The sequence below is a fragment of the Planctomycetota bacterium genome, assembly GCA_018242585.1.
In the GTDB taxonomy this organism is placed as follows: domain Bacteria; phylum Planctomycetota; class Planctomycetia; order Pirellulales; family PNKZ01; genus JAFEBQ01.
Genome location: JAFEBQ010000022.1, coordinates 1 through 14,373, shown reverse-complemented (window position 1 = coordinate 14,373; position 14,373 = coordinate 1). Strand labels below are relative to the sequence as shown.

At 62.8% G+C, this 14,373-nt stretch carries 11 protein-coding genes; 6 read left to right on the top strand and 5 right to left on the bottom strand.

The genetic code is table 11. The features are described 5' to 3' along the window. The first annotated feature begins 239 nt into the window (after positions 1–239). The 4 genes from JSS27_11280 (at position 240) to JSS27_11265 (ending at position 5,440) form a co-directional block, all read left to right on the top strand. Complete coding sequence (locus tag JSS27_11280; GenBank protein ID MBS0209522.1) at positions 240–1,424, top strand: hypothetical protein; 1,185 nt, start codon at positions 240–242, stop codon at positions 1,422–1,424. A gap of 27 nt (positions 1,425–1,451) precedes the next feature. Continuing rightward, positions 1,452–1,856 (top strand): hypothetical protein, encoded by a 405-nt coding sequence (locus tag JSS27_11275; protein ID MBS0209521.1) that lies wholly within the window; start codon positions 1,452–1,454, stop codon positions 1,854–1,856. Positions 1,857–2,001: 145 nt separating this feature from the next. After that, positions 2,002–3,864 carry a heavy metal translocating P-type ATPase gene (locus JSS27_11270; GenBank protein ID MBS0209520.1) on the top strand — a complete coding sequence of 621 codons (1,863 nt, stop codon included), beginning with the start codon at positions 2,002–2,004 and terminating at the stop codon, positions 3,862–3,864. A gap of 25 nt (positions 3,865–3,889) precedes the next feature. Then, positions 3,890–5,440 (top strand): AAA family ATPase, encoded by a 1,551-nt coding sequence (locus JSS27_11265; GenBank protein MBS0209519.1) that lies wholly within the window; start codon positions 3,890–3,892, stop codon positions 5,438–5,440. Positions 5,441–5,495: 55 nt separating this feature from the next. On the opposite strand, the gene JSS27_11260 is transcribed toward JSS27_11265, so the two are convergent. Both JSS27_11260 and JSS27_11255 read right to left on the bottom strand, forming a co-directional pair. Further along, entirely contained in the window at positions 5,496–6,509 is a 1,014-nt protein-coding gene (locus JSS27_11260; GenBank protein ID MBS0209518.1) for a dihydroorotate dehydrogenase-like protein, read from the bottom strand. A 61-nt stretch (positions 6,510–6,570) separates the two neighbouring features. Then, complete coding sequence (locus JSS27_11255; GenBank protein ID MBS0209517.1) at positions 6,571–6,825, bottom strand: hypothetical protein; 255 nt, start codon at positions 6,823–6,825, stop codon at positions 6,571–6,573. A 268-nt stretch (positions 6,826–7,093) separates the two neighbouring features. On the opposite strand from JSS27_11255, the gene JSS27_11250 reads away from it, so the two are divergent. Further along, positions 7,094–8,449 carry a sigma-54-dependent Fis family transcriptional regulator gene (locus JSS27_11250; GenBank protein MBS0209516.1) on the top strand — a complete coding sequence of 452 codons (1,356 nt, stop codon included), beginning with the start codon at positions 7,094–7,096 and terminating at the stop codon, positions 8,447–8,449. Positions 8,450–8,479: 30 nt separating this feature from the next. Here JSS27_11250 and JSS27_11245 read toward each other — a convergent pair whose 3' ends face one another. From JSS27_11245 to JSS27_11235, 3 genes are all read right to left on the bottom strand, one after another. Continuing rightward, on the bottom strand, positions 8,480–9,187 hold the full coding sequence (locus JSS27_11245; GenBank protein MBS0209515.1) for a rhamnogalacturonan acetylesterase: 708 nt from the start codon (positions 9,185–9,187) through the stop codon (positions 8,480–8,482). 71 nt (positions 9,188–9,258) lie between these two features. Further along, the gene (locus JSS27_11240; protein MBS0209514.1) at positions 9,259–10,533 is read right to left on the bottom strand and encodes a D-mannonate epimerase; all 1,275 of its coding nucleotides are present in this window, start codon (positions 10,531–10,533) and stop codon (positions 9,259–9,261) included. Positions 10,534–10,672: 139 nt separating this feature from the next. Next, positions 10,673–12,775: an acetylxylan esterase gene (locus JSS27_11235; GenBank protein MBS0209513.1), complete on the bottom strand. Its 2,103-nt coding sequence runs from the start codon at positions 12,773–12,775 to the stop codon at positions 10,673–10,675. A 163-nt stretch (positions 12,776–12,938) separates the two neighbouring features. Here JSS27_11235 and JSS27_11230 point away from each other — a divergent pair, with 163 nt between their 5' ends. Next, a complete protein-coding gene (locus JSS27_11230) occupies positions 12,939–14,330 on the top strand; it encodes a hypothetical protein (protein ID MBS0209512.1) in 1,392 nt (463 codons plus the stop codon). Positions 14,331–14,373 lie beyond the last annotated feature (43 nt).

Sequence of the window (14,373 nt, the reverse complement as noted above, 5' to 3'; positions counted from 1 at the left end):
CCCTCTGCTTGGCACAAAAGGTGCGTTCTAATCAGCCGAGGCGTGCTTACTTCCACCGTGGCCGGTGGAAGTAAGCCATGAAGGTCGAGTCGGCCAAGACCAGCAAGGCGGAAGTCAAGTCGTAATTGCCCTAGGGCGTCTGGCGCTGGCCGCCTGTGGGTCAGCGTCCGACGCCCACTTTTATCGCGCTAACTTGAACCGCTTGGCGGAACAATTACTAGCGTGACAGGGAACGCATCATGGACACCTTCACTCAACGCAACCTGCAAGACTGCCTCGAGACCACGAGTTGGCCTTGCGTCACGATCTATCTTCCCACCTCGCCGTCCGGCGCGGCTGGGCAGCAAGGTCCGATCCGCCTGAAGAACTTACTCAACCGGGCCGGGCAAAAGCTGCTGGCCGAAGGCATCGACGAGGAGGCGGCGGCCCGCTTGCTCAAGCCTGGGCGTGCGCTGGTGGATGACACCAAGTTCTGGCACGACCAAAGCCAGGGACTGATGGTGATTTTGACCACGGCGGGCATGAAGCGTTGGCAATTGCCGATGAGCGTGGTCGAGACCGTCGCGGTCGGGCACCGTGTTTGCATCAAGCCGGTGCTGCCGCTGCTAACTGACAACCACGCCTACTTCGTGCTGGCCGTCAGCCAGAACGGCGTCCGGCTCTATCGCGGCGACCGCTGGCAGCTCGAGCGATTGGCGGTCGACACCTTACCCGTCGGTTTGACCCAGGCGCTGAATTATCAGCCGCCGCAAGGCATGGTCCAAGTTCTGGGCGCCTCGGGCGGAGGTCGCGGCGACCAGGGAACCATGTACCACGGCCAAGGGGGCGAAGTCGATCGGCACAAGGACGAATTGCGGACCTGGTTCCGGATGATCAATGGCGCTCTGCACGATTACCTGGGAAGCGAGCGTGCTCCGCTATTGTTCGCAGGGGTCCAGTACCTGTTCCCGATCTATCAAGACGTCAACACCTATCCGCAACTGTTCGGCTTGCCAGTGCATGGCAGCCCCGAGCATTGGAGCGACGCCGAGTTGCATCGCCGGGTGGTCGAGATGCTCGCGCCCGTCTGGCGGCAGGCCGCCAAGAACGGTCGTGAGCGGATTGAGGAACATTTGGGCACGGCGCGCGTGTCGGCTTCGATCGAGAACATCTTGAGCGCGGCGTTTGCCGGAGCGGTTGATACCGTGTTTGTCGATCGCGATGACGCGCTGTGGGGCAAGTTCAATTCTGGGACTGGCTCGGTCGAGTTGACTGATGAAACGACGCCGGGCGCGGAAGATTTGTTCGACTTGGCGGCTTATCAGACCTTGAAGCACCGTGGCAGCGCTTTCGCCGTGGCCGGCGACACCATTCCGGCCGGCATCGGCGTCGCGGCCTTCTATCGCTACGAACTGCCAGCGGCCGCTCCCAGCAAATGCCCCTGATTACTCATCCACGTGAAGGAGCCGATCATGCCAGCCTCCACCCACCAACAGATGCACAGCGAACACCGGCAATGGATCGCCGAGAACAATGCTTGGCATGACAACCTGCGCGTCTGGCAACACGAACTCGCCGAGATCCTCGGGTCGCAAACCATATTCGCCAGCGCGCTCAAGGCCCACTTGGAAGCCTTGCAAAGCCACGCCGGCGCGATTCGTGCCTATGAGCAGGAACTCGACAAGCACGAGCACACCATCGCCTCGGAAGAGAAAAATGGCCAGGCCGCCAAGTGCAATGCGGGCTGCGCGAACCATACCGAGGAGCAGACTCGCCACCGACAACAGAGCGAAGCCCACCGACGCATCAAGCGGCATCATCAAGCGGTCGTCACTCACTGGAACAGTCTGTGGAAGCAGTTACAGCGGACGGATTAATCGCAATGAAGTTCTTGGTTATAATGCCTAGTTAAGTAAGTTTGATGATGGGAGAAGTTGTCACCGCCATCGAGGCCGTCGACGCGAAATGGTTCGGTCGACAGGGCGCGGCTTCCAGGCGAGCGGAACGAGTGACGCCGTGCCAATGACTGTTGACCAACCCGGGCGCAAATACATTGGCGTGGCCGTACTCGCGCTGGCGATGATTGCAGTCCATCTGGTGCTTCGCTTTGCCACCTCGGCGAGCGCTACCTGGGTGGACCTCCCCTTGTGGATGGCTCTGCTCGCGGGTGGCGCGCCAATCTTGTGGGATCTGGCCGTCAAGATTCGGGCCTTGGACTTCGGCGCCGATTTGCTGGCCGGTATCTCGATCGTCTCGGCGGCGATGTTGGGCGAGCACCTGGCCGGGGCGCTGGTCGTCCTGATGTTCTCGGGGGGCGAGTCGCTCGAAAGCTATGCCGTGTATAACGCATCGTCGGTGCTGGCGGCGCTGGCGCGGCGGATGCCTTCTCATGCCCACTGCCGCCGTGGCGAAGCCATCGCCGAGGTGCCGGTAGCCGAGGTGGCCGTCGGCGACCTGGTCGTCATCTTCCCGCACGAAGCCTGCCCGGCCGATGGCATCGTCGTCGAGGGGCACGGCACGATGGACGAGTCGTACCTGACTGGCGAACCTTACCAGATGTCCAAGGTTCCCGGCGCGGAGGTGCTTAGCGGGTCGATCAACGGTGCCTCGGCGCTGACGATTCGTACGACTCGCTTGGCCGTCGATTCGCGTTACGCGCGGATCATGCATGTCATGCAAGCCACGGCCCAGCATCAGCCGCGCATGCGCCGGCTGGGGGATCAACTCGGCACCTGGTACACGCCCCTGGCGCTGGCCTGGGCCGCAGTCGCCTGGCTGGCCAGCGGCGAGGCGAACCGGTTTCTGGCGGTGCTCGTCGTGGCGACCCCCTGCCCGTTGCTGATCGCGATTCCCGTGGCGATTCTCGGCGGGATTTCCCTGTCGGCTCGGCGGGGCATCATCATCAAGAACCCAGCGGCCTTTGAACAGCTTGGGCAATGCCGTACGGTGATCTTCGACAAGACGGGCACGCTCACCTATGGCCAGCCGCGACTGACTGAGCAACTTTGCCAGCCAGGTTTCGAGCCCCGGCAGGTTCTCGCACTGGCCGCGAGCCTGGAGCAGTATTCCAAGCATCCGCTGTCGGGCGCGATCCTGGCTGCTGCCGACAACGCTCATTTGCCCCGACATCCGGTGGCCGAGATCAGCGAACCGCCGGGGCGCGGTCTCACCGGCACAATCGCCGGCCAGCGCGTCGAGATCACCAGTCGCAAACACTTCCTCGCCAACCGTAACGACCAGACTCCCACGGAGCCATTGCCTCCCCAGATCGCCGGCATGGAATGCCTGGTCCTGGTCGATGGCCGATTGGCGGCCGCCTATCGCTTTCGCGACGAGCCGCGGGCCGACGGAGCGTCGTTCATTCATCACTTGGCCCCCAAGCATGGTATGACCCGCACGATGATCGTCTCCGGAGACCGCGATTCCGAGGTTCGTTACCTGGCCGAGCGGGTCGGCATCGACCATGTCTTCAGCAGCCAAAGTCCCGAAGACAAAGTGGCGATCGTCCGTCGCGAAACGGCGCAGGCCAAGACCTTGTTTCTGGGGGACGGCATCAACGACGCTCCGGCCTTGGTGGCCGCCACGGTGGGCATTGCGTTTGGCCAGTCGAATGAAGTGACCAGCGCCGCGGCCGATGCCGTCGTGCTGGACAGCTCGCTGTCGCGAGTCGACGAACTGCTGCACATTGCCGAGCGCATGCGGCGCATCGCCCTGCAAAGCGCCGTGGGAGGCATGGCCTTGAGTACGATTGGGATGGGCTTGGCCGCGGCGGGTGTGTTGGCTCCCGTTGCCGGCGCCGTGTTTCAAGAGCTGATTGATGTCTGGGCGGTGCTCAATGCGCTGCGCGCCGGCTGGTCCCCACGGGCGCTGATCGACTTTGAATGATCGATGGCGAGCAGAAGAGCGAATCATGAACCAAGACACTCTTGTCCGCTGGCTCAACACGCCGGCCGCCTATGCCGAGCGGCCGACATCGGTCGAGCATGTCGAGACGCACTTGTCCCACGTGTTCTTGACCGACCAGTTTGCGTACAAGCTGAAGAAGCCAGTCCGGTTTACGTTCGTCGACTTTAGCAACCCGGCCCGCCGCGAACAGGCTTGCCAGGACGAGGTGCGACTGAATCGCCGCCTGGCGCCGGACATCTATTTGGACGTGCTGCCGGTCACGCAACAGGCCGATGGCACGTATCAACTGGGGGGCGATGGACCACCGGTTGATTGGATCGTGCAGATGCGTCGCCTGCCGGCCGAGCGAATGCTCGACGTGGTGATTCGCGCCGGGCAGTTGACCGAGGCGCAGGTAACACAGCTCGCGCAATTCCTGACTCGGTTTTACCTGTCGGCCCCGCCAGTCGCGTTGCGGCCCAAGGATTATTTGACGCAGCTTGGCACGCACGTCGCGGGGAACTATCAAGCTTTGCTCGGCACTGGCCAGGAAGTCGGCGAAGCTTTGATTCGACGCGTTCACACGCCCCAGTACCGCCTGCTCCATAGTCGGCCGGAGCTATTCGCTGATCGCGTCCGCGCCGGTCGCGTGGTTGACGGGCATGGGGATCTGCGTCCCGAGCATATCTGCCTGCTCGATTCGCCGGTCGTGTTCGATTGCATCGAGTTCGACCCCCTGCTCCGCCAGGGAGACGTGGTCGACGAGCTTTGCTTTCTGGCGATGGAATGCGATCGACTTGGCGCATCACACGTTGGGAAAGCGGTCCTCGACAGCTACCTGACGCAAAGTCACGACGCGCCACCCGACAAGTTGACTGCGTTCCACAAAAGCTACCGCGCTTGTGTGCGCGCCAAAGTGGCGGCCTTGCGCGGCGCGCAGCTTGTCGGCGAATCGCGAGCGGCGGCTATCAGCGAAGCGCGTGAGTACCTGACGCTGGCCGATCGGTACCAGCGTGCGGCGGATGCAAGGCCGCTATTGCTACTGGTGACTGGCCTGATGGGCTCGGGCAAGTCGACGCTGGCCAAAACGCTGTCCGACCAACTGGCGGCGGTCATGTTGCGAACCGACGTGATTCGCGACCGCTGGACTGGCAAATCGTCGACGCCCGAGCCGTTCGACCAGGGGCGCTATCGACCCGATGCGCGCCAGCAAGTGTACGAGGAACTGCTCCGTGAGGCGGACACCTGGCTCGAGCAAGGGGTCTCGGTGGCGCTCGATGGGACATTTGGCCAGCAGGCGTGGCGCGAAGCCGCCAAAAAGCTAGGCCAACGCCGCGATGCCGATGTGCTGTTGATCGAGTGCCGCTGTCCGCGCGACGTGGCTTTGGCTCGAATTCATACCCGGCTACAGCAAGACGCGGCCGACGCCTCGGAAGCGCGTCCCGAACTCTACGAGCAGCAAAGCGCCGAGTACGAATCCCCCTCGGCCGCCGAGTCGCCCTGCCTCGTCAATACCGTCGAACCGTTGACTCAGCAGGCGGCGGCCGCCTATCAATCGCTCGCTTTGCTATCCTAACACTGACGAGGGAGCAATTATCGCGACGGCGACCTGCATTCTGGCCAACGGCCGGCTAGTGATTGCCGTTGCCGCTGACGAATTCGGTCATCGCCCGCATGTAGTTGGCCCGTTCAAAGACCGACGGGTCGGGGGCGTTGATCTGGCTGAGGCAGCCTTTTAACTGGGCGACCGAGTGGTATTCGCCGGCGTCGAGCCAGCACTCGAATTCCTTGAGCAACGTGGCGATCACATCGATCCCATTGCGATACAAGACCGAAGCGATCATCGCCACATCGGCGCCGGCCACCAGCGCCTTAATCAAGCCGTCGACGTAATGCACTCCACCGGTCGCGGCCAACGAGATGTCGAGTTGGCCACGCAGGATGGCGATCCACCGCAACGCCGGTCGCAACTCGTCGGGCGTGCTCAGGGTCAGGTGCGGCCAGACTCGCATCGCGTCGACGTTGACGTCGGGTTGCATGAAGCGGTTGAACATCACCATCCCCTTGGCGCCGGCCTGGGCAAAGCGATGCGCCAAGTTCGACAGCGCGGTGTAGTAAGGTCCGATCTTCACCGCGACCGGAATCTTAACCTTGCCGCACACTTCGGCCACCAGGTCGACATATTGATCTTCGATTTGCGCCGCGGTTACTTGAGGATCGCAGATCACCGAATACATGTTCATTTCCAGCGCGTCGGCCCCCGCTTCCTCCAGCAGTTGCGCATGGCGCAGCCAAGCTCCTTTGGTGGTTCCGTTCAAGCTGGCCATGACCGGAATCGACAGCCGGCTCTTGGCCTGCGTCAACAACTCAACCAGGGCCTTGGGGCCATGATTGTACTGGGACATCTGGTGAAAGGCCGTCAGCGCGTGCCCGGCGACGTGGGGCTGGAACGCCTCGGGATGCTTGGCCTTGAAGGCCGGCAAGTCGATCTGCTCCTCGAACAACGAGGGCAGGACCACCGCGGCCACGCCATTGGCTTCGAGCCGTCGCAGCACGTCCAACTCGCCGGTCAGCGGAGACGACGACGCGATCAACGGATTGCGCAGCTTCAGGCCCAAGTAATTGGTGCTGAGATCTCGTGTCATGGCGTTATCCCGTCCTTTTTTGGCGCCGATTGGCGCGATCCGACCCGCGGCGCCCGGCGACTCATGCCTTGATCGAGTACACCGGCTTCTGGTTCAAGCGGGCGTGCAGTTCGCTCAGCCGCGAGATGCATTCGGGCAGCTTGGTGGGCTTGAGCAGCGGGCGATTGTGCTGTTCGACGTGGGACGTCAGACGTTCCAGTTCCGTGGCCTGCAGCGCCAGCACTTCGAACAGATCGTTCAGCAACCCGGCCAGCGCGCGCGGATTGGCACATACACATTCCGCAGCTGCGGGTTTGACATCGGATGTCGTGCTCATGATTGCTTCCTTTTGGGGGTGTTGTTAACTCTCCTGGCAAACCCAAGGGAACCTAATGCAATTCAAGTGCCGCGCTCGCGCGCGCTGGTGGCACACCGACGAAGTGCGAGGATTCGTCCAGTTTTTGCGTCGCTGGCACCTTGCGAACCGCACGGCGATTAACCGAAAATGTGCGGAGCCGCACGCCGTGGGTCGCCAGAGCACGGACGCGCGGTTCGATCCAATCAAAATAAACTGACTGCCGCCAGGTAGGCGGACGTGGGGAGCAATGTCCGAAGCTATTGATCTGTTGGTTGTCGATGATGACGCCGAGTTCCGTTCGGTAATGGCCAAACGGCTGGCCAAACGCGGCTACCAGGTCCAGGAAGCCGGCGACGGCCTCGACGCCCTGGAACTGGCTCACCGCCGCGAGTTCGACGTGGCCATCGTCGATATGAACATGCCTCAACTCTCGGGGCTCGAACTGATAGGGCAGCTACGCGCTTTGCAGCCCGAGTGCGAAGTCATCGTGCTGACCGGCGAAGCCAGCGTCGAGAATTGCGTCCAGGCGATGAAAGCCGGCGCGTATTACTATCTGCGCAAGCCGTCGTCGCTGGCCGAACTTGAAGCACTGGTCGAGAAAGCGACCAACCGGCGCCACCTGGTCAAGGAGAACCAGCAGCTCAAGCACTTGCTGAACCAACGTCCCGGCAAGTGCGAGATGATCGGCGAATCGTCCGCGATCAAAGAGGTCTGGCGGCTGATCGAGCGCGCCGGCCCGACCGACAAGGCGATTCTGATTCAAGGAGAAAGCGGCACGGGCAAGGAGTTGGTCGCCGCCGCCCTGCACCGCACGAGCGCGCGGGCCGATCGGCCGCTGGTGACAATCAACTGTGCCGCCTTGCCCGAGACGTTGCTGGAAAGCGAACTCTTCGGCCACGAGAAGGGAGCCTTTACCGGCGCGGTCAACGCCAAGCCAGGGTTCTTCGAGGTAGCCGACGGGGGCACGTTGTTCATCGACGAGATCGGCGAGATGCCGCCGGCGCTGCAGGCCAAGCTGTTGCGCGTGCTGGAAGACGGCTCGATGCGCCGCATTGGCTCGGTCAAGGAACGTCGCGTCAGCGTGCGCCTGTTGGCTGCCACGAATCGCGACATGGCCGCCGAGGTAAAGGCTGGTCGGTTCCGCGAAGACCTGTACTACCGCATCAACGTCATGTCGTTGAACCTGCCGCCGCTGCGCCATCGGGTCGGCGACATCCCGTTGTTGGTCAAACACTTTGTCGGCGCCGACTGGACGATCGAGCCCGAGGCGCTGAAGGCCCTGGAGCGCCACCCTTGGCCGGGGAACATCCGCCAGTTGATCAACGCCATCGAACGAGCCAAGATCCTGGCCGACGACTGGCAGATCACACTCAAGGACTTGCCGGACGAAGTCGCCGACAACAAGGACAGCCCCTCGGTGACGGGCGTCGACGACCTGGGAGAAGTCGAGCGGTCGCACGTGCTCGAAGTGCTGAAACGCGAACGCGGTAACAAGGCTCGCACGGCCCGAGCGCTGAGGCTGAATCGTCGCAGCTTGTATCGGCTGTTGGAAAAGTACGGGCTGCACGTGACCGAGCAATTGCCCGTCGAGAAGAGCGGCTAACTCCGCGGCGCGCCGCCAATCAGCAGTGGACTACCGCGGCGGGAACCAGGCTTTCGCGGCTGGCTCGACCTTGACGAGCTCGCTAATCACCAACTCGGCAGTCCGCTCGGCGCCCATTTCGTTGAAGTGTGTGCCGTCAAACTTCCCAGGGCGCGTCGGGTGAGGCGGGCCAAACTTCTCGGCTTCGGCCGGCCCCAGCTGGTTCATCAATTCCAGGCTGCGCTGGTGCAGGTCGATCACCGGGACGTTCTTCTCGGCCGCGACGGCCTTCACGGCGTTGGCATAGGGGACGAGACTCGACTCGATCTTGCCCTCGGCATTGAACGTCCGCCGCACTACCGATGTGATCAGGATCGGCTTGGTGCCGATCGCTCGCGCTTCGTCGACATATTGCCGAAGGAAGTCGCGATAGGTCGTGGCTGGGTCGGTCTCGCGCTCGGGCCCCTTGCCGGGCTGGTCGTTGTGCCCGAATTGAATCAGCACGTAGTCGGGCTTTTGCTCGATGGCCTTCTTCCAAGTCCCCTCGTCGCGAAAGCTTTTCGAGCTGCGCCCGCCGCGGGCCAGGTTCACCCCTTCTGCCGACGGCCCCAAGTGTTTGATAAACGCGCCGCCCCAGCCAGCCGTGTCGGTCACGGTTGAATCGCCAACGAGAACGATATGCACCTTGCGCGCCGGCTCGTCCGCGATAACAGCGGTTGTGACGAGGATCGCGGGCAGGACCAACCAGGCAATTTTCATGAGCGTCTCCGCATCATTGAACGCAGGGAACTTACAACACCTTCAGTTCCCCCCACATCGAACTGGGAGGGTTACTTCAGCCGACCTTCACACGCCCACAGCCCGAGCGCCGGGTTGCTGATGTAATAGACGCGCTCACCATCGGGCAGGACGTTCCAACCATCGCGCAAGGTGCGAGGGTCGTAGCGGCGGCTCATCTCGGCCAGGTCGGCGTAGCGGTAGCCGACCCCTTCGATTTCCGCCGGCGTCAAATGGCCCGGACAATAGGTGATGGTGAAGCGCTGCTCGGACGAGCCATGAATCAGATGGGCCGCCGCCGACAGGTTCCCTTGCAGATCTTCGTTCTGTTCCATGAAGCTCAGGATTTCAGGCGTCGTTCGATAGCCGTACTTGCGGATCAGCTTGTCGATTTGCGGATCCTCGCCAAACGTCTTCACGCCCGGCGCCAGGACGATCAGTTCGCCCCGATCGGCGATCGCCATCCTGGTGCGATAGATCGACTTGTTTCCCAGCCAGGTGCTGTGGAACTCCTCCTCGTCCAGATAAACGACGACCTTGGGCAGCTCTTCCTGCAAGATGGTGAAGTTCACGCGGATCGACAGTTCGCTGGCCCGCTCAAAGCATTCATAGTCGTCGCCAATGAACAGGCCGCGCGTTACCAACTCCCCCCGGTCGTTCACCCCCACCACGGTCTGGACGAACAACAGCGGCAAGTGCCGGCAGAAATGATCCTGGGCATAGTTCAAGATGCGGCGGAGCGGCGTATCGGCCCGCCCCATCATCCGTTCCATGCCGTAGGCCGCGCCGAGGAAATGGCTTTCGTTAATTCCCGCCGAGCCCCCCGTGCCGACGAACAAGTTCTTGTTGTAATTGGCCATGCCAATCACTTCGTGCGGCACGACCTGACCGATGGAAAGAATCAGGTCATGCCCGCCGTGCCAGACCAGTTTGTTCAACTGGGCCGGCCACGACTTCTTCCAGATGCCGTCGGTCACCTCCGACACATACTCGGCCGGCACGGTGCCGACGGTCACCACGTCGTCGCGCCAGCGATGTTCGCGGAACAGCGACTTGGGGACGCCAGGAAACATCTTGTCGAGCTGCCAGTCGGGCATGGCAAAGTGCGTGCCCAAGGCCGGCATCACATCGACCAGCCGGTCGCCAAAGTATTCGTACGTCTGGCAGGTCAGCAGTCCGGCTCGGCTGTTGAAGCGAGTGAAATCGGGCGGAATCGCCAGCACCTTGCTCCGCGGCCCCAACTGCGTGAAGCAGTCGTGCAGCGCCTCGCGCAGCTGCTGCGGGCTGAGTTCGGTAGTCGGTGAGCCGGCGGCAAAGTAGAGTGCCATGCGACGATCGTCACGGGTGATGGATGGGCGGGCCGAGCTGGACCGGTCCATTATAGCAAACCGCCGGTGTCCGAAAGTCCTGGGCTATCGCACCGTCCTTACAGCCAGAATATTCGGACGAAACCAGCCCGGCTTGTCGTTACGGCTGGAGTAGCCAGTCAGTAGCCGCGGCTTGCTGCCGGGCAGGGTCGCCGGTGTACGGCGTCAGTTCGCTGAAATTGGCGTCGAATGTTTCCGGCGCGCTCCCCTCGCCAGCAATCCACAACGCGTGTGGCGCGTTCAACGCCATCAGGCCAGGCACGTCCAAGTACTTGGCCCCGCCGGGCAGGAACATCGGATCGCGATAATCGAGCAACTTGCCGAAGCGAAAGCCTTGGGTATCAACCGCGACTCGATCGACCGCCTTGTCGGCCAGCGCTCCCGCGGCCAGTGCGATCGGGCCGGTGCTTCCCCAGCCAGCGACTGCCACGCTGGTCGGCTGCGGGTGGTGCTCGAACTTGGCATTGCGCAAGAAGGTGACCAAGGTCAGCACGTCGTGCGTGCGCTGGGCGAACAGCGCGTGGTTGTAGCCATAGGTATAGCCGGCGAACTCGCGAGGATTGGCGACAACGCGATTCTGTTTGGCGGCGTCGCTCCCCTGGAACAACAGATCGGCCGTCAGGACGGTCGTTCCCGCTTGCACCAGCCGGGCAACTCGTTCGCTGCTGGCCGCACTCTGTCCCTGGTCGTCGAGCCAGACCACCACGCGACCATTCCACTGCTTGGGATAGAGCCATGTGACGCGGACTTCCTCGCCACAGGTCTTGTTGCGCAGCAGTCCCTTCATTTCCAGGTAACCGCCGCGGTCCTCTTTCTCCTGCAAATCCCAGGCAACGTCGCCGGCCTGGGCATAAGTGCGGCCGATCAACGCTTCGACCCCCGGACGAATCACTTTTTGCAAGCCACCGCCGGCCGCGACAGCCGCGCGGAGTTGCTGATCGGCATCGTTGGTAAGCCAGGCCAGCAGCTTGCGCTCGAACTCGGGATCGCCCGCCTTGGGGGCCGGATGGTCGGCATCCCAAACCGACAACTGCTCGCGCGACAACGGCTCGAAGTCGCGCTCGATCACCGGCGATGGCAGCCCCAGCCGGAAATACTTGTTCAAGAACGTGTAAAACGCCGAGCGCGTGACCGCGTTGTAGTTGTGCTGAAAGTGCTCGCCGCGCAGCAAGAATACGTCGCTCGGCTTGCCGTACAGCGCGTACAGCTTCTGCAAATCGGGAAAGCCCTTGGTGGCCATCTCCTTGGTCCAATCGTTGGCCGTGTTCATGCCCAGCGGCTTGGGCGCGAACAGGGCGGCGAACTCGACATTGCCGGTATTCACGCGCAGCAAGCTGGCATTCTCGCAAGTGCAACCACCCTGCATCGCGGTGCTGACCATCACGACGGGAAACGACAACTTGATCCGCTCGTCAACCGCCGACAGCAACATCGTCTGCGTGCCGCCGCCGCTTTCGCCGGTGACCGCCACGCGCTCGGGATCGACCTCGGGCAAGCTCAGCAAGAAGTCAACGCCGCGAACTGCATTCAGCAGTTGCAAACCCAGGATGTTCTGGCAATGCGCCTCGGCTTGCGGACTGTACAGGCCCCAGTTCTTGGTGGTATTCATCTCGGGGCGCTGCTTGGCGAAGGTGTGGACCACTTCGCGCGGCAACTGTACCGAGTCGGAATCGCTCAGCATGTCCCATTGCCAGACGACGCAGCCCATTCGCGCCAGCTGCACGCAGCGGGCCTGATAGATCGACAGCCCGCCGCTCTCGAACCGCTCGGCCCCTTCGGCAATTTGTTGGCGCGTCCGCTCGGGCGTGGCCGGTTGCAGCCGCGCATCTTTGGCGTGTCCGTGCGCCGACAGGACTCCCGGGACTTTCCCCTGGGCGTTCTTGGGGCGGTACAAGCTGCCGGTGACATAGAACCCAGGCACGCTCTCGAAGTAGACCTTCTCGACGGTGTACTCGCCGCGATCGATCTTACCGTGGATCACGGCGTTCAGCGGCGTCTTGGTCGGCATGGGCCACAGGCCGGCCGAGACCAGAATCTGGCGCCGAACGAAATCGCGACGGGTGTTCCACGCATCGAGCGAGGCCGGCGCCTGGAACGGAAAGTAACCGTTCAAATCCTTGGGCGCTTGCAGCCGAACGTCCTCGGCTCGCGCCGCCAGCGTGCCGACCAACAACACCGCCAGAATTGAAAGCGTGTACTTCATGATCGCCTGCTTGCCGTGAAAGGACATGGTGGGAGGGTAAGGTGGCGGGTACGCCGAGCAATTTGGTTGTTCGCATCGGGCTCACGCATTACGATAAGTGCATCCACTTCGCAGTGCAACGCAATTCCCGCCCCCTGCCCCACCACGACTTGGGACGCCATCGATGAGCACCAACCAGCTTTCCCGGCGACATTGGATTCAACAAACGGTCGGCGCTGGCGCGGCGCTGTGGCTGCCGGCCTGGGCCTATGGCGCCACCGACGGGCTGAAGATCGCCACCTTCCGGGCCGACGTTACGCCGCCGGAGGGTCATCCCTTGTGCGGCGGTTGGATCACGCCGGTCAAGACCGTGGCCGATGGCTTGGAGGCGATCGGCCTGGTGATTGTCGGCGCGGGAAGCCCGATCGTCCTCTGCGCGGTCGACTGGACCGGCATCTTGAACCGAGCCCACATCGAATGGCGCGCCGCGCTGGCCAAAGCGGCCGGCACCTCGCCCGAGCGCGTGGCGGTGCAATGCGTCCATCAACACGACGCGCCGTTTGTCTGCCTGGACACCGAGAAGTTGCTCGCGGCGCAACACGCCGGGTTGACCTGTGTGAACGTCCCTTACTTCCAGCAGTGCATTGAACGGCTGCAAGCGGCCATTCGCGAAGCACTCCTCAACGCCCGGCCGCTGACGCAGGTGGCCACCGGCCAAGCCCGTGTCGAGCGCGTGGCCGGAAACCGCCGCCTGGACCTGGGGCCCGATGGGCGTGTGCGCAAGATGCGCGGCAGCGCCTGTAAAGATCCCGAGCTGATTGCGCTGCCCGAAGGAGTGATCGATCCCATGTTGAAGACGGTGGCGTTCTATAGCGGTGACGAGAAGGTGGCTTGCTGCCACTACTATGCCACGCACCCGATGAGCTATTACGGACGTGGCGAAGTGAGCAGCGACTTTCCCGGCCTGGCCCGCAAGCGCCGGCAGAAAGAGTCGCCCAACTGCACGCAGATTTACTTTACCGGCGCGGCCGGCAACATTGCCGCCGGCAAGTACAACGACGGATCGCCCGAGGCCCGGGTGGCGCTGACCGAGCGGATGTACAACGCCATGGTCGCCGCCGAGCGCGGCTTGACGCCCCAGGCGATTCGTCAGATGTCCTGGACCACGCACGACATTCTTCCCGAAGTGAACCCGGCCTTCACCAAGGAAGGTGAGCTGGCCATGCTGGTGAACGGGAAGAACATTCCGGCCAATCGTATTCGGCCGGCCATGCGCGCCAGTTGGATCGAACGCCTGGCTGCGCGGACGCCGATCATTCTCAGCGCGCTGCATGTCAACGACGCCACGCTGCTCCACTTGCCGGCCGAGTCGTTCGTCGAGTACCAACTGCGCGCGCAAAGCCTCGCCCCCTCGCGCTTCGTCGCCACGGCGGCCTACGGAGACGGCGGCGCGTGGTACATTCCGACCAAGGAAGCCTATCCGCAAGGGGGCTACGAAGTGAGCGTGGCGAACTGCTCGCCCAATGTCGACGCGCTGCTGACCGCGGGCATCACGGCGCTGCTGAAGCAGACCTGACCTTGAATCGGGCGTGACAGCCTAGTGCTCTGTCAAACTAAGA